14 protein-coding genes are annotated in these 14,493 nt (G+C 66.9%); 7 read left to right on the top strand and 7 right to left on the bottom strand.

Annotated elements, in window-relative coordinates; translation table 11 throughout:
- Positions 1-212 precede the first annotated feature (212 nt).
- From EXV95_RS02215 to EXV95_RS02195, 5 genes are all read left to right on the top strand, one after another.
- The gene (locus EXV95_RS02215; protein ID WP_176885657.1) at positions 213-713 is read left to right on the top strand and encodes an Rrf2 family transcriptional regulator; all 501 of its coding nucleotides are present in this window, start codon (positions 213-215) and stop codon (positions 711-713) included.
- Complete coding sequence (locus EXV95_RS02210; protein ID WP_176885656.1) at positions 685-1,635, top strand: NAD(P)/FAD-dependent oxidoreductase; 951 nt, start codon at positions 685-687, stop codon at positions 1,633-1,635. The genes EXV95_RS02215 and EXV95_RS02210 overlap by 29 nt, the downstream gene beginning before the upstream one ends.
- Before the next feature lie 228 nt (positions 1,636-1,863).
- Positions 1,864-2,742: a GyrI-like domain-containing protein gene (locus EXV95_RS02205; protein WP_176885655.1), complete on the top strand. Its 879-nt coding sequence runs from the start codon at positions 1,864-1,866 to the stop codon at positions 2,740-2,742.
- Positions 2,739-3,725, top strand: a complete 987-nt coding sequence (locus EXV95_RS02200) for a serine aminopeptidase domain-containing protein (protein ID WP_176885654.1) — start codon at positions 2,739-2,741, stop codon at positions 3,723-3,725. The genes EXV95_RS02205 and EXV95_RS02200 overlap by 4 nt, the downstream gene beginning before the upstream one ends.
- Before the next feature lie 208 nt (positions 3,726-3,933).
- Complete coding sequence (locus EXV95_RS02195; RefSeq protein ID WP_176885653.1) at positions 3,934-4,503, top strand: AAA family ATPase; 570 nt, start codon at positions 3,934-3,936, stop codon at positions 4,501-4,503.
- Between the two features lie 74 nt (positions 4,504-4,577).
- Here the strand turns inward: EXV95_RS02195 and EXV95_RS02190 are convergent, their stop codons facing one another.
- From EXV95_RS02190 to EXV95_RS02175, 4 genes are all read right to left on the bottom strand, one after another.
- On the bottom strand, positions 4,578-6,899 hold the full coding sequence (locus EXV95_RS02190; RefSeq protein WP_176885652.1) for a TonB-dependent receptor: 2,322 nt from the start codon (positions 6,897-6,899) through the stop codon (positions 4,578-4,580).
- A 159-nt stretch (positions 6,900-7,058) separates the two neighbouring features.
- On the bottom strand, positions 7,059-8,402 hold the full coding sequence (locus EXV95_RS02185; protein ID WP_176885651.1) for a sorbosone dehydrogenase family protein: 1,344 nt from the start codon (positions 8,400-8,402) through the stop codon (positions 7,059-7,061).
- A 583-nt stretch (positions 8,403-8,985) separates the two neighbouring features.
- A complete protein-coding gene (locus EXV95_RS02180) occupies positions 8,986-9,354 on the bottom strand; it encodes a hypothetical protein (RefSeq protein WP_176885650.1) in 369 nt (122 codons plus the stop codon).
- 181 nt (positions 9,355-9,535) lie between these two features.
- Positions 9,536-10,534 carry a DMT family transporter gene (locus EXV95_RS02175; protein WP_176885649.1) on the bottom strand — a complete coding sequence of 333 codons (999 nt, stop codon included), beginning with the start codon at positions 10,532-10,534 and terminating at the stop codon, positions 9,536-9,538.
- Between the two features lie 132 nt (positions 10,535-10,666).
- Between EXV95_RS02175 and EXV95_RS02170 the strand changes: the two genes are divergently transcribed.
- Entirely contained in the window at positions 10,667-11,557 is an 891-nt protein-coding gene (locus EXV95_RS02170; protein WP_082437627.1) for a LysR family transcriptional regulator, read from the top strand.
- A 25-nt stretch (positions 11,558-11,582) separates the two neighbouring features.
- On the opposite strand, the gene EXV95_RS02165 is transcribed toward EXV95_RS02170, so the two are convergent.
- Genes EXV95_RS02165 through EXV95_RS02155 form a run of 3 tightly spaced genes read right to left on the bottom strand, consistent with a single transcriptional unit; the run spans position 11,583 to position 13,426 of the window.
- The gene (locus tag EXV95_RS02165; RefSeq protein ID WP_176885648.1) at positions 11,583-12,227 is read right to left on the bottom strand and encodes a DsbA family protein; all 645 of its coding nucleotides are present in this window, start codon (positions 12,225-12,227) and stop codon (positions 11,583-11,585) included.
- 3 nt (positions 12,228-12,230) lie between these two features.
- Entirely contained in the window at positions 12,231-12,506 is a 276-nt protein-coding gene (locus EXV95_RS02160; RefSeq protein ID WP_255484889.1) for a hypothetical protein, read from the bottom strand.
- A 53-nt stretch (positions 12,507-12,559) separates the two neighbouring features.
- Positions 12,560-13,426 (bottom strand): MBL fold metallo-hydrolase, encoded by an 867-nt coding sequence (locus tag EXV95_RS02155; protein ID WP_176885647.1) that lies wholly within the window; start codon positions 13,424-13,426, stop codon positions 12,560-12,562.
- 124 nt (positions 13,427-13,550) lie between these two features.
- Here EXV95_RS02155 and EXV95_RS02150 point away from each other — a divergent pair, with 124 nt between their 5' ends.
- Positions 13,551-14,444 (top strand): LysR family transcriptional regulator, encoded by an 894-nt coding sequence (locus tag EXV95_RS02150; RefSeq protein WP_176885646.1) that lies wholly within the window; start codon positions 13,551-13,553, stop codon positions 14,442-14,444.
- Positions 14,445-14,493 lie beyond the last annotated feature (49 nt).

The raw sequence follows: 14,493 nt of genomic DNA, 5'->3' as shown, positions 1-14,493 counted from the left end.
ACTGGGCCGATGCGCCGGGCGGTGGCGGGGCGCCGGTGCGGCGTTGGCGATGGCAGGAGTGCTGGGCTTGCATTTTTTGGCATCAAATTGGCCGCTGCCGCCTGTCCATACCGCCTTGACAGCTATCAATTCAATAGCAAACCATCCACACAGCAGACGCCACAGGCACGTTTGGCAGCGCCATGCTACCATCACGCAACTTTTAATGTTGCATGAAACGAGACAACCGACTTTCCAACGTTCTCCACGCGCTGCTGCACATGGCAGAGATGGAGGGGCCCGCCACCTCTGAGGCGATGGCGCAGGCCATGCAGACCAACCCGGTGGTGGTGCGCCGCCTGATGGCGGGGCTGCGGTATGCGGGCTTTGTGTCGTCGGCCAAGGGGCATGGCGGCGGGTGGGTGCTGTCGTGCCCGCTCACCGATATCACCCTGCGCGACATCTACGAGGCGCTGGGCGCGCCCACGCTGCTGGCGGTGGGCAACAGGGTGGAGAGCCCCGGCTGCATCGTGGAGCAGGCGGTGAACCGCGCGCTGACCGGCGCCTACCAGGCGGCCGAAGAGGCGCTGTTGGCACGGCTGGGCGAGGTAACGCTGGCGCAGCTGTCGGCCGAGTTTCATGAACGCATGGTGGCGGGGTGCCACGGGCACAAGGAGATTGAGCATGGCGACGGCAGCAGCAGTGATGACAACGACAACCACCCAGGCGTTTGACGTGATCGTGGCGGGCGGCAGCTTTGCCGGCCTGTCGGCCGCGATGCAGCTGGCGCGCGCCCGGCGGCGGGTGTGCGTGGTGGACGCAGGCCAGCCGCGCAACCGGTTTGCGGCGGCGTCGCACGGCTTCTTCGGGCAAGACGGCGAGCCGCCGCTGGCGATGATCGAGCAGGCGCGGCGCAAGCTGGCGGCCTACCCCACGGTGACGTTGCGGCAGGGCACGGTGGTGTCAGTCACGCCGCAGCACATCGCGGGGTCACCCGAGAACGGTTTTGAAGTGGTGCTGGACGATGGCGCCACCATGGAGGCCCACAAGCTGGTACTGGCCTTTGGCGTGCAAGACGGCTTGCCCGAGATTGCAGGCCTGCGCGAGCGCTGGGGCGCATCGGTGCTGCACTGCCCGTATTGCCACGGCTACGAGTTTGCGGGCGAGCGGCTGGGCGTGCTGTACCACTCGGCAGGCTCGGCCATGCACGCGCAGCTGATTGCCGACTGGGGGCCGACCACCCTCTTTCTGAACGGCGACACCACGCTGGAGAGCGCCGAGCGCGAGCGGCTGTTGGCGCTGGGCATCACCATCGAGCCCGCACCCATCGCCGCGCTTGAGGGCCCAGGCCAGGCGATGCAGGGCGTGCGGCTGCAGCCCCCCGGCAGCGGCGATGCGCGTGTGGTGCCGCTGGCTGCACTGTATGTGGCCGCCAGCACCCGCCCCACCAGCCCGCTGGCTGAGCAACTGGGCTGCGCGTTCGACGATGGGCCCATGGGCCCCTACATCCGCACCGATGCCAACAAGATGACCACCGTGCCCGGCGTGTATGCCGCGGGCGACCTGACGCTGATGCGGCACAACGCCACGCTGGCATCGGCCGAAGGCGTGCTGGCGGGTGTGGGGGCGCATCAGGCGTTGGTGTTTGGGCAGTAGGCTCCACAGGGTAGAAGCCGGCTGCTGAGGCCCTCGCCCTGGTATTCAAATGTTCTTGCCTGGAAAGACCGTTCGGGCTGAGCTTGTCGAAGCCTTGCGCAGCGCTTCGACAGGCTCAGCGTGAACGGTTCAGGGGATGGATACCGAGCCAACCATCGCCGCTCGCAGACTTCAAAGTAGCAAGATCGGCTAAGTACCGGCGCGCAAGCTGCGGCACACTCTGCGGCCATGAGCCTGGACCAGAGCGCCGATCAGCACTACCGCGACCGCGTGGCCCGCGTGATCGCCCACATCGTGGCGCACCCGCTGGCAGCGCATCGGCTGGAGGACCTTGCCGCCATTGCCCACTTTTCCCCTTTCCACTTCCACCGCGTCTACAGCAGCATTGCGGGCGAAACCGTGGCCGCCACGGTGCGCCGCGTGCGCCTGGCCTTGGCCACGCGGCTGCTGGAGCAAGGCGGGCAGAGCATCACGCAGGTGGCGCTGGAGGTGGGCTACGACAGCCCGCAGGCCTTCACCCGTGCGTTCAGCCAGTTCACCGGGCAATCGCCACGGGCGTTCCAGCGGGACATGCACCGCCTCATCCTTGATCCAGGCGCCGCAAACGCCCACGCAAACACGCATGCAAAGGCCGAGCAAACGCTGGCCGTGCAGATCGTCGAGCGCCCGGCGCAGCGCCTGCATGCATTGCGCCACCAGGGGCCGCCATCCACCATCCCCCACACGCAGCGGCGGCTGTACCTGCAGTGCGGCCAGCGCGCGGTCCACCGGCTGGGCGCATCGTGCGGAGACCCGCAGGACGTGGAGGGCGGCAGCTTTCGCTACTACGCGGCCGTGGTGCTCCCCGACGCGCCCTCGGAGGCAGACAACGGGCTGGAACGGCTGGACATCCCCGCAGGCCTGTATGCACGCCACACACTCACCGGCCCCTACACGCGCATCAACGCGGCACTGGCGGCCATCCACACACGCTGGCTCCCGGCCAGCGGCTATGAGCCGGACGACCGCCCCACGCTGGAACACTACCTCAACTCCCCGCGCAACGCCGCGCAGGCGGACCTGCGCACCGACCTGCTGATTCCCATCCGACCCACCACACCCCTATGACCCGTTTTCGCTGGCTCTTTCGTTCCCTTTTGCCCGCAGCGCTCTGCGGCGCCACCACCCTGGCCCACGCTGCAGGCTTTGCCTTCATCGAGGTGCCTGCAGACAAGGACGGGCCCGCGCTGCGCGGCGCCGTGTGGTCGCCCTGCAGCACGCCGCCGGGCCGCATTGATCTGGCGCCGCTGGTGCTGCAAGGCACGCGTGACTGCCCCGTAGCTGGCCAGGGCCTGCCGCTGGTTGTGGTGTCGCACGGCGCGGGCGGATCGGCCCTGGGGCACCACGACACGGCGGCCACGCTGGCCGACGCAGGTTATGTGGTGGCCGCCATCAACCACCCGGGTGACAACTTTCAAGACCTGAGCCGCCAGGGCTACCTGTCGGCCTTTGCCACGCGGCCGGTGGACATGAAGCGGCTCACGGATTACATGCTGGGCGCCTGGCCCCAGCGCGCGCAGCTGGACGCGGGCAAGGTCGGTTTCTTTGGCTTTTCTCGCGGCGGCTACACGGGCCTGGTGGCCATCGGCGCCGTGCCGGACTGGACGTCTCGGCAAGACCTGTGCTCGCCGCTATCCACCCGGCCCTTGTGCGGCGAGATCCGGCGCAAAGAAATCCCCGCCACGCCCGCGCCGGACCCGCGCATTCGGGCGGCAGTCATCGTCGACCCCTTGAGCGTCTTCGATGCCAAGGGCCTGGGGCACGTCAAAACCCCCATCCAGCTGTGGGCCTCGGCCCTGGGTGGCGATGGCGTCACGCTGCAAAGCGTGGAGACGGTGCGCCAGGGTCTGCCCAGCGCGCCCGACTGGCAGTTGGCGGCCAACGCCGGGCACTTCGCCTTTCTGGCGCCCTGTTCGCCTGCGTTGGCCGACGTGGCACCGGAGATTTGCCGTGATGCACCGGGGTTTGACCGGGTGGCTTTTCACCAGGTTTTCAATGCCCAGGTGCTGGCGTTCTTTCAGCGGCACATCGCGGCAGCCAAAGCGCCTTGAGGGCAGGCTGGGATTCGTCGCACCCACATGGCCCGTGGGTTGACGCAGCCAGCGCCTGCCACCTACACTGCCAACCTCGCATCTGGTCCTTGGGATCGGAGCGACCGCAAAGCCCTCCACCACCGTTGAGGGCTTTTTTTCGTCCGCCTTATGGAAAGCTCTCCCTGCTTGCAGAGAGGGCTTTTTGCATTTCTGGAGCCCTTATCTCATGCAAACCGCTTCGACCCACACCACCCCCGCAGCCGTTGCAGGCACCGCCCCCCGCATTCACCTGGTCATCGGCCCGGTGGGAGCGGGCAAGTCCACCTTTGTGCGCCACCTGGTGAAGCAGCACGGCGCCGTGCCGCTGAACCTGGACGACTGGATGGCCACGCTGTTCTCGCCTGACCGGCCCGACACGGCTGACATGGCCGACGTGATGGCCTGGTACGTGCCCCGCACCCTGCGCTGTCTGGAGCAGATCTGGAAAACCGCCGAGGCCGTGCTGAACGCGGGAAGCGATGTGGTGCTGGAGGTAGGCCTGATCCAGACGCACCAGCGCGACGCCTTTTATGCCCGCATGGGGCCGTGGGCCGACGCCCTGGTGGTGTACGTGCTGGACGCTCCGCGCGAGGTGCGCCGCGAGCGTGTGTTGCGGCGCAATGCCGAGCAGGGCGAGACGTTTTCGATGGTGGTGCCGCCGCACATCTTTGAGCTGGCCAGCGACCTGTGGCAACCGCCCGGCGATGTGGAGTGCGCGGAACGCACCGTGGTGTTTGTGCCGATGGCGGAGCGGTAGGCCGTGGTTGCAGCTGTGCCTGCACGCAGGCCCTTCCGTGGCGATGGAAGTGCCCCGGGGCCAGACCGCCTCGACTACATGAACTGCGCGCGCAACCCCACCATGAGGCGCCTGCCCGCGGCGGGCTCGAAGTAGCGGCCATTGCCGTCGTTCACGATGAGGGTGGCCGCGTGGTGGCGGTTGAACACGTTGTCGAGCCGGGCCCAGAGCTGCCAGCGCGCCGTGCCTGCACCTGCACCTGCACCTGCACCTGCACCTGCACCTGCACCTGCACCTGCACCTGCACCTGCACCTGCACCTGCACCTGCACCTGCACCTGCACCTGCACCTGCACCTGCACCTGCACCTGCACCTGCACCTGCACCTGCACCTGCACCTGCACCTGAACCTGCTTGTTGGCCGCTCCAACCGTAGGCCGCGTGCAGGCCCAGCACGGCAAAGCCCGCGGCCCGCGCGCTGTTGACATCGTTGGCAAATACGGGCCCCGACACGTTCGCCGTGCCCCCCAGTTGCCAGCGTGCGGTGGGCGCGTAGTCGATGACAAGCTGTGCAGCGTGCCGCGCCGTGCCCGGCAACTGGTTGCCCGCGGCGACGTTGGCGCCCCCTGCCCCGGCGTAGGCGCTGCCAAAGTGGGCATCCAGGTAGGTGTAGCTGGCGCGCGGGGCCCAGGCGCCCCACTTGGCACGCCAACCCACTTCGAGCCCCCGGCGGCGCACGTTGTCCACGTTCTGGAACACCGAGCGGCCGTTGACCGTGGCCACGGGCACGATCTCGCCCTGGCTGCGGGTGTCGAACCATGCCAGCTCGAGCTGCTGGTGGGCGCCCTGCCATTTGGCCCCCACCTCCCACTGGCGGCTGCGGGCGGCAGCCAGGCCGAAATTGGGGCCGGTGTTGCCGGTGCTGTAGGCCATCTCGGCCAGCGTGGGGGTTTCAAAGCCCTGGCCTGCGTTGGCGTACAGGTTGAGCTGGTCGGTGGTGGCCCACACCAGCCCCAGCGCGGGGCTGGTGTGGCGCCAGCTGCGCGCGCCACTGTCGTCGGGGTTGGCGGGGGTGATGTAGCGGTCATCCACCTGCACGCGCACCTGGCTGGCGCGCAGCCCGGCGATGGCGCGCCAGCGCGGCGAGAGCCAGGCGTCAACCTGGACATACACATCGGTGTTGGCGGCACTGTCTTGCTCGTCGCGCCGCAGCGCACCGCTGGTGCCCGCGTTGTTCACAAACCCCTGGCGGTGTTCAGACAGGCGATTCGCCTCTGCCCCCACCGTCCACGTCAGCGGCAGGCCCGAGGGCAGGCGCACGGCCCGCGTCCAGGTGGCGGCCGCGCCCTGGTAGCTGCGGTCCAGGTCCACCACCCCGCCTGCGCTGTTGGCCGCCGCGCCGCTGAAAGACAGGTACTGCGTGAGCTGCCGCCCACCGCCATAGGCGCGCAGCCGCACGCTGTCGGTGTCACTGAGCTGGCGCTCCAGCACCAGGCCCAGCTGGTTCTGGCCCACCGACTTGCGGGTGTTGAAGGTGGTGGCCAGGGCGCTGGCCTGGCGCGGGTCGCCATCGAACTGCGCGCGCGTGAGGCCCAGTGGGTCTTGCGCCATGGGCTGGTCGTACAGGTTGACCAGGGCCGTGATGCGCGTTCGGCTGTCGGGCTGGGCCTGCAGCTTGGCGTTGAGGTGCGTGCGCCGCGCGGCGCTGTGGCCGCGCCAGCCCTCGGTTTCGAAGTGCGACACGCCCACCAACCCGCCCAGGCGCTGGTTGCCAAAGTCAACCGATGCGTCCACCAGCCGCTGGCCGAACGAGCCCACCGCCAACCCCGCCTGGGCGCCACCGCCGGGCCGGGGGTCGCGGGTGGTGACCTGCACCACGCCCCCTGCTGCGTTGCCATACAGCTGCGCGAGTGGGCCACGCAACACTTCGACCTGGCTGGCCGACGGCAGGTGCGCTGTGGCGGCCTGGCCCTGGCCGTCGGGCATGGTGGCGGGGATGCCGTCCACCAGAATGCGCACGCCCCGCACACCAAAAGTGGCGCGGGAGCCAAAGCCCCGCACGGCGATCTGCAGATCCTGCGCGTAGTTGCCCCGGTCTGCGGCCACCACACCAGCCTGCCCGGCCAGCAGCTCTGACAGGTTTACCAAGGGCGTGGGGGCCGTGAAGGCATCCACGGCCACGCTGCTGTGGCTGGCTGCACTGTCAAACTGGCGCTGCGCCTGCGCGCTGCCGGTGACCTGCTGGGTTTCAAGTGTGGGGGGCGTGGTGAGTAGTGACTGGGCGGGATCGGCCGGGCTATCTTGCGCATGGGCATGGGCGTGCGCCACCACGCACGCGCAACTGGCCAGGATGCGGGCAACCCGGGCAACCCGGGCAACTTGGGCGGCGCGGGGCCAATGGGTGGCTGCAAAAGACATGGGTGCCAATTCCTGGTTGCGGAATTTCTGAACGGGGCTTTACGGAACATCGCGTGGCGGGCACAGGGGCCAAGCCCAGCAAACAGCAGGATAGTCTGCTCTGGCCCCGTGGCGGTCATGCGAACCACCGCAGCGAAGGGCCGAGCACCTACGCAGACTTCATTCGGACCGCACCACGCGCCAGACCACGTTGCCCACGTCGTCGGCCACCAGCAACGCGCCCTTGCCGTCCAGCGCCACGCCCACGGGGCGGCCGTAGGCGTCGCCGTCCTTGCTCAAAAAGCCCGTCAGAAACGGCTGGGGAGGCCCCGAGGGGCGCCCGTCGGCAAAAGGCACGAACACCACGTTGTAGCCCGTCAGCTCCTTGCGGTTCCACGAGCCGTGCTGGCCGATGAACGCGCCGCTGGCGTAGGCGCCGGGCATGCGGGCGTCGGAGAACGCCAGGCCCAGCGGCGCAACGTGTGAGCCCAGGCCAAAGTCCGGCGTGATGGCCTTGGCCACCATGTCGGGGTTGGGCGGGTTGACACGGGTGTCCACATGCTGGCCCCAGTAGCTCCACGGCCAGCCGTAAAAGGCGCCGTCCTTCACCGAGGTGAGGTAGTCGGGCACCAGCTCGTTGCCCAGCTCGTCGCGTTCGTTCACCACCGTCCAGAGCACCTTGCTCTGCGGCTCCCAGCCCAGGCCGTTGGGGTTGCGCAGGCCGGTGGCAAACAGCCGCTTGCTGCCCGTCTCCACGTCCACCTCCCAGATGGCGGCGCGGCCCTCTTCCGCCGCCATGCCGTTGTCGCCCGCATTGCTGTTGGAGCCCACGGTGGCATACAGCTTGCGGCCATCGGGGCTGGCGATGATGTTCTTGGTCCAGTGGTGGTTGGCCCCGGCGGGCAGATCGGTGACCCTGACGGGTGCCGTGGTGATGGAGGTCTGCCCTGTTTCGTAAGGCACCTTCACCACACCGTCGGCCGTGGCAATGAAGAGCTGGGTGCCCACCAACGCCATGCCAAAAGGCGAGAGCAGGTTTTGAAGAAAGGCACTGCGCACGTCAGCCACGCCGTCACCGTCCGTGTCGCGCAGCAGCGGGATGCGGTTGGCGCTGGGCGTACCGGCGCCAGCGCGCTTCATCACCAGGCCCATGGCCAGGCCACGCAGGCCATCGGAGTGCACGTTTTTGGCGCCCTCTGCAGTCGGTGGCTTGTTGCTTTCAGCGACCAGCACATCGCTATTGGGGAGGGTGTAGACCCAGCGCGGATGGTCCAGCCCACGCGCCAGCGCCGTGACCTTGAACCCCGCAGGGGCCTGCGGCTGGGCGCCCTGCGGCCAACCCTGGGCAGGTGCGATGTTGAAGGTGGGCACCAGGCCACTCTTTTCGGGTGCGGGCAATTGCGGGTTCGGACCCAGGCCGGGGCCAGGGGTGGCCGGCTGGGCCAGCGCCAGAGCAATGGACCCAGCCAGGGCCAACGCCAGCGGCCCCTGGGTGAAGCGGCGGGAGCAGAGGTGCGTTTTCATCCACGCAGTATGGGCGGCCCAATTTGCGGGCAGCTGTAGGCCAGTGCCGCCAGTTCCGCATGTGATGGCGGCGTGTGATGGCGGCGTGCGCACCCTGCACCCACATAGAGGCAGCGGGCACACACAATGCCGCGCCGATTTTCGTCTTTGTAGCCTTGGATGCCCCCCTGCGCCGCGCCAAGGGCATGGTGACCAACTGGCCCAGCGCGTGGGAAAGGTTGTCGGTGCTGCCGCTGGACCCTGTGCTGGCTTGAACGGGCTGGCGGGAGGTGCGCTCCGACCTCGGGCCGACTTGGGTTCGGATCATCGGCCGGTGGTGGTGCAACTGACGGCATCGCCGTAGTGCACACCACCCGAATACTACCTATTTGATAGCATGAAGCGCTTATCCATCAAGCGCTGGATACCTTTTTTGGCATTGCCTCTGCGGAGGCGTTCCTCTACGGCCTGCCAGCACAACGGGCCGTTCACGCTGAGCTTGCCCAATCACCTGGTGGGCCATTGACAAGCGCAGCCCGAACGGATTTGCGCCAACTACCCCCATCCAGCACGATATTCCCGGCGGGGGTAAGTTGTGGTGCCGTCAACAGCCGTTCGCGTGCACGGCAGTGCCTGGGTTGAGCTTCTGGCACGCTTTGACCTGGTTGGATTTGACCCGGTTATCCACCCAAATAGTGATGTGCGGATCCGTGGCCTGATGGCAGCCTTTTTCGACCTCGACCACACCACACGAGTCCAGAATCTGGCTGGCCAGGGGTGCGCCGGAACTGCGATTCTTCGCATTGTTGAGGAACGCCTCAATCTGGGTCTGGGTGTAGGGCTGCCCGGTGGCGCCGTTGTTCACATCGTTGTTGTTGGGTTGATTCCACTGAGGCTGGAATACATAGGTCGGCCTCGCAAAGGCTGTGCCGCACAGCAGCAACACGCAGACCGCAGTCATGAATTTTTTCATTGCCAAGTTCCCCTTCATGCCTACTCTGTGACGATTTTCGGCGCCCTCGGCTTCATCACGTGTTGATGAAGTGAGCCCATGGTGGCGCCACCAAAGCGGCTTGGCGATTACAGGAAATTACAGCGAAGCTACTCTCAAACGTTTGGTGCATTTCACACATTGAGCGTGGGGGCGGGCCTGATCAGCGGCTTGCGGTGCTGGGGCCCGGAGTACCCACCCCCATCGAACGGGGCCGCCGAATCGTCCACAGCGCCACAGCCATCAGCCCCACGCCGCCCAGTTGGATGGGGCTGAGCGTGCGGCCATACACCACCCAGTCCACCAGCACCGCCGTGAGCGGGTACACAAACTGCAGCACCGCAATGCGCCCCAACCCCAGGCGCGACATGCCGGCAAACAGCACCACATACGCCAGGCCGGTGTGCAGCACGCCCAGGCCCAGCAACCAGCCCCACGCGGCGCCCTGCTGCGGCCAGCCCAGCACAAAGGGCGCCCACGCCAGCGCCACCGCGCCCACCAGGCACTGCCACAGCGCCATGGCAAAGGGGCTGATGGTTTTCTGCGTATTGGCGAGCAGCGTCACGCCCGCATAGCAGAGCGAACCGCCCAGGCACATCAGCACGCCAGCCACATAGCTGCCGCCGCCGCTGCTGCTGGCCGCTGCGGCGGCTGCGGTGCCGTCGAGCAAGCCCGCGGTCAACACCAGGCCGCCCAGCGCGGCCAGTGTGGCCAGCCACTGCATGGGCGACACGGCCTCGCGCAAGAACAACGCGCCAAACACGATGACCCAGATGGGCTGGATGTGAAAGATCACGGTGGCCACGGCAATCGATGTGCGTGGGATGGCTGCAAAAAACAGCGCCCAGTTCATCACCATGAGCACGCCCGTAGCGCAGGCCACCCAGCGGGCACGGCCGTGCAGAAAAAGTTGCTGTCCCCGCCCCGTGGCCAGGCACCAGGCCAGCAGCGCCAGTGCACCGAATGCGCAGCGGAACCACACGGTGACCAGCGGGTGCTGGCCCGCCTCTTCCACAAACACGCCGATGGTGCCCAGCAGAACGCCACCGGCGATGAGCAGCCACTGGCCGTCGCGCTCGCGGGTGAGGGCATTGGCATTGACGGGCAGCGGTGTGGTGGCCAGGGATGGCGATGCGACGGTGCTGGCTTTGGAGTGGTTCATGCCGCCGATGCTCACGCTTTGCAGGCATCCTGTAAAACGGATAAATCGAACAGCTACCATTCGATAAACGAATCCACCAATCCACCGATAGCCCCACCACTGTCGTCACTGGTCCGACCGATAGAGGCCCCCATGAACTATCCAGACTTTCAGATCGACTGGCTGCGTGCCTTTGTGGCCGTGGTGGATGCAGGCTCGCTCTCGGGCGCGGCGCCGCTGGTGCACCGCTCACAGTCGGCCGTGAGCATGCAGATCAAGAAACTGGAGGCCGCGCTGGGCCGCCCGGTGCTGCTGCGCGGGCCGCGCCACCTGGAGGTGACGCCAGCGGGGGCCGAGCTGCTGTCGTATGCGCGCCGCGTGCTCGATTTGCAGGCTGAGGCACATGCCGCATTGTTTGGCCCCAAGCTGGCAGGCCGGGTGCGGCTGGGGGTGCCCGACGACTATGCGTCAGCCTACCTCACGCCAGTGCTGCGCAGCTTTTCGCACCGCTACCAGGGGGTGGAGATTGAGCTGACGTGCGAGCAGTCCACGTCGCTGATCCCGCGTGTGGTGAAGGGCGAGCTGGACCTGGCGCTGGTCTCGCAAGACAAGCCGCAACGCGGGCGCTTCTTGTTCGACGAGCCGCTGGTGTGGGTGGGGGCCGCCCAGTTCGAGGCCTGGCGGCGCGACCCGCTGCCGATTGCGGTGTATGAATCGGCCAGCATGGCGCGGCAGGCCACCCTGGCCGCGCTGGGCACGCGGCGGCGGGCCTACCGCATCGTGTACCACAGCTCCAGCCTGGCGGGCCAGCTGGCTGCTGTGGAGAGCGGTTTGGCGGTGGCGGTGCTCACGCGGTGCAGCGCCCCGGCCCATTTGCAAATCTTGCAGAACCTGCCGGCGGAGTTTGACCTGCCGCCGCTGGCTTCGATGAACGTGGCGGTGCTGCGCAGCAAGGTGTCGCTGCGCTCACCGGCCGTGGATGCGATGTATGAGCAGATGGTGCGGACCTTGGGCCGACGGGGCGAACTCCTGCCCAAGGCCTGAGCGCAGCCTCCTTGCGTTCAGGGCCTCAGGCCGCCAGGATGTGCTCCCGCAGTTTCTCGCGCGGCCCCAGCAGCGCATCGCCTCCGATCAACCGCAGCGCACCGCCATGCCCCGCCACCACCAATTGCGGCACACCCCGGGCACCCACGGCACGCAGCGTGGCCTGGGCGCGGGCTACGCGCTCGGCCACCAAGCTGTGCAGTGCGGCGTCGGGTGCCAGCGTCAATGCGGCGGCATCGGCCAGGCCCAATGCCCGAAACAGGTCTGCCAGCACCTCGGGTTCTGCGGTGTCGCGGCCTTCCACATAGCGTGCGTGCTGCAGCGCGTGCAAGGCTTCCAGTTCATGCGCAGGCGCGGTCTGCGCCACGGCAGTCAGCGCGAGGGTGGCAGGGCCTGAATCAAAGCGACCGGACGCAGCACCCAGAATTTGATCGCGGTAGGCCTGCGTGAAGGGCTGGCCTGTGAGCTGCTGGATGCGCTGGTCGTTGGACCAGGCATAGGCGGCAAACTGCGCGTCCATGGGCCGTGCGCCTGCGCCTGCGAACAGGCCGGTAGGGGCCAGCACCACCTCGACACCCTCCTGTGCTAGCAGGAACTTGAGCGCGGGCGCGGCGGCATAGCACCAGCCGCACAAGGGGTCAAACAAGTAGGTCACGGTGACGTTGGGCATGGGTCAGGTTCTTTCTTGAGGGTCTGATGTTTCGGACGCAATCAGTGCGGCTTCAAAAGCCGCAATCTCTTCGGCCAGCGTGCCCCGGCTGCGGAAATGGCGGGCGGCGCGGTCGTACCAGTTTTCGGCATCCTCCAAATCACCTTCCTGCAGATGCAGGATGCCGTGCAGCCAGGCTGCAAGCATGGAGCCGTCGTGCTGCACCAGATCGTGCGCCGCGTTCCAGCGACCGGCGTGCAGGTGCTGCAGGACTTGTTGGAGCGGGTGTGTAGCGGTCACGATCTGGTTCCTTTCTTTCAACAACTTGCTTTGACAGCTTTCAGCACGTCATCTCACCACTTCATCTCGCCCTTGTTGACCTTGGCGCCGATGTCCAGCGACAGGCCCATGGGCGCTGCGGGGTAGGCCTTCTTCATCGCGTCGATGAGTTCGGCGCTGGTCTTGGTGGCGGCGGCGTTCTTCTCAAACGCTTGCAGGTAGCCCTTGGTATAGCTGATGTTGGCAGCATCCAGCGCGCCACCGACGGGCATGTGGCCGGGCACCACCACGGTGGGCTGCAGGGCGGCCATTTCGTCGAGCTGGGCCACCCAGGCGCTGCGCTCGGCCACGGTTTGTGTGTCGGCCGTCCACACATGGGTGTTGGTGCCAAACACGCCGATGGTGCCGACCACGGCCTTGATGGATGGAATCCACGCATAAGGGCGGTGCGCCAGCAGGCCGGTGGTGCCACGGATCTCCACGGTCTGGCCGTCCACGCTCAGCGTGTTGCCAGCAATCGCCTTGGGCAGCAGGGGCGTGCGCGGTGCATTGGCACCCATCTTGGGGCCCCAGAAGGCGAGCTTGCCAGCCAGCTTGGCGTTGATCTTCTCCAGCACGGCAGGCGTGGTCACCACGTCGGCCTTGGGGAAGATTTCTTTCAGCGTCTCGACGCCAAAGTAGTAGTCGGGGTCGGCCTGGCTCACGTAGATGGTCTTCAGCTCTTTGCCCGTGTCGAGCACGTTGGCGGCAATGCGCAGCGCATCGGCACGGGTAAAGCCGGCGTCGATGACCATGGCGTCCTTCTCGCCATAGACCAGCGTGGAGTTGACGTTGAAGCTGTTGCCGTCGGCGTTGTAGACCTTGACCTGCAGCGGCTGGGCGGCCTGGGCGCCGGTGAAGGCAACGGCGAGGGTGGCGGCAATGAGAGTGGTGCGGAACATGGTGGTTTCTCCGGTGTGTTGAGCGGTGGTGCAGATGACGGAATGAAGTTTATTTGCGTAAATCGATCCAATAAACCTGATAATTCGCGCATATTTGTTTCACCAATCGATCAAATAACCCCTTATGGACCGCCTGACTGCCATGCATGTGTTTGCCGAAGTCGCCACCAGCGGCAGCTTCAGCGCCACGGCTGACAAACTGGAGATGTCGCGTGCCATGGTCACGCGCTACGTGGGCGAGATGGAGCAGTGGCTGCAGGCGCGGCTGCTGCAGCGCACCACCCGCAGCGTGACGCTGACCGACGCGGGCGAGCACGCGCTGCGCCGCTGCCAGCAGATGCTGGCGCTGTCGCAAGACCTGGAAGAAGAAACTGCCACCACCACAGAGGGCGCATTGCGCGGGCAACTGCGGCTGACCTGCAGCGTGTCGTTCGCGTTTGCGCAGATGGGTGCGGCGATTGCGGACTTTCTGGCGCAACACCCGCAGCTCAAGATCGACCTGGACGCGAGCGAGGGATCGCTGAACCTGGTGGAAAAGCGCATCGACCTGGCCATCCGCATCAGCGCCGAGCCCGACCCGCTGCTCATCGGCAGGCCACTGGCGCGGTGTGATTCGGTGCTGGTGGCCTCACCCGCCTACCTGGCCGCGCACGGTGTGCCACAGCAGCCTGCCGACCTGGCGCAGCACCGGTGCCTGAGCTATGCCAACTTTGGCAAAAGCGTGTGGCAGCTGACGCAGGGCGATGTGGTGGAACGCGTGGGCGTGAGCGGCCATTTCAGCGCCAACGAGGCCACGACGCTGATGCGCGCCGCGCTGGCGGGCGGTGGCATTGCGATGCAGCCGACGTATCTGGTCAACCCCTACCTGCACCGTGGCGAGCTGCAGGCCGTGCTGCCGGGGTGGGACTTGCCGGTGATGACGATTTATGCGCTGTACCCGTCGCGCAGGCACTTGTCGCCTGCGGTGCGGGCGCTGCTGGATTTTTTGGTGGAACGGTTTGCCGGGGTGCCGTGGTGAGGGATGGTCGCTTCGACCAAATTACTACCAAATTGATAGCTAATAGCGC

The sequence above is a fragment of the Acidovorax sp. JMULE5 genome, from assembly GCF_013376875.1.
In the GTDB taxonomy this organism is placed as follows: domain Bacteria; phylum Pseudomonadota; class Gammaproteobacteria; order Burkholderiales; family Burkholderiaceae_C; genus Acidovorax; species Acidovorax facilis.
This window is presented reverse-complemented; position numbering and strand designations above follow the sequence as displayed.

What these genes read in the sequence shown, in the direction of transcription:
- EXV95_RS02165 (WP_176885648.1), bottom strand. Translation starts at nt 12,227, where the DNA reads ATGCCCAACGTCACCGTGACCTACTTGTTTGACCCCTTGTGCGGCTGG.
- EXV95_RS02180 (WP_176885650.1), bottom strand. Translation starts at nt 9,354, where the DNA reads ATGAAAAAATTCATGACTGCGGTCTGCGTGTTGCTGCTGTGCGGCACA.
- EXV95_RS02185 (WP_176885651.1), bottom strand. Translation starts at nt 8,402, where the DNA reads ATGAAAACGCACCTCTGCTCCCGCCGCTTCACCCAGGGGCCGCTGGCG.
- EXV95_RS02210 (WP_176885656.1), top strand. Translation starts at nt 685, where the DNA reads ATGACAACGACAACCACCCAGGCGTTTGACGTGATCGTGGCGGGCGGC.
- EXV95_RS02175 (WP_176885649.1), bottom strand. Translation starts at nt 10,534, where the DNA reads ATGAACCACTCCAAAGCCAGCACCGTCGCATCGCCATCCCTGGCCACC.
- EXV95_RS02190 (WP_176885652.1), bottom strand. Translation starts at nt 6,899, where the DNA reads ATGTCTTTTGCAGCCACCCATTGGCCCCGCGCCGCCCAAGTTGCCCGG.
- EXV95_RS02150 (WP_176885646.1), top strand. Translation starts at nt 13,551, where the DNA reads ATGGACCGCCTGACTGCCATGCATGTGTTTGCCGAAGTCGCCACCAGC.
- EXV95_RS02195 (WP_176885653.1), top strand. Translation starts at nt 3,934, where the DNA reads ATGCAAACCGCTTCGACCCACACCACCCCCGCAGCCGTTGCAGGCACC.
- EXV95_RS02155 (WP_176885647.1), bottom strand. Translation starts at nt 13,426, where the DNA reads ATGTTCCGCACCACTCTCATTGCCGCCACCCTCGCCGTTGCCTTCACC.
- EXV95_RS02215 (WP_176885657.1), top strand. Translation starts at nt 213, where the DNA reads ATGAAACGAGACAACCGACTTTCCAACGTTCTCCACGCGCTGCTGCAC.
- EXV95_RS02200 (WP_176885654.1), top strand. Translation starts at nt 2,739, where the DNA reads ATGACCCGTTTTCGCTGGCTCTTTCGTTCCCTTTTGCCCGCAGCGCTC.
- EXV95_RS02170 (WP_082437627.1), top strand. Translation starts at nt 10,667, where the DNA reads ATGAACTATCCAGACTTTCAGATCGACTGGCTGCGTGCCTTTGTGGCC.
- EXV95_RS02205 (WP_176885655.1), top strand. Translation starts at nt 1,864, where the DNA reads ATGAGCCTGGACCAGAGCGCCGATCAGCACTACCGCGACCGCGTGGCC.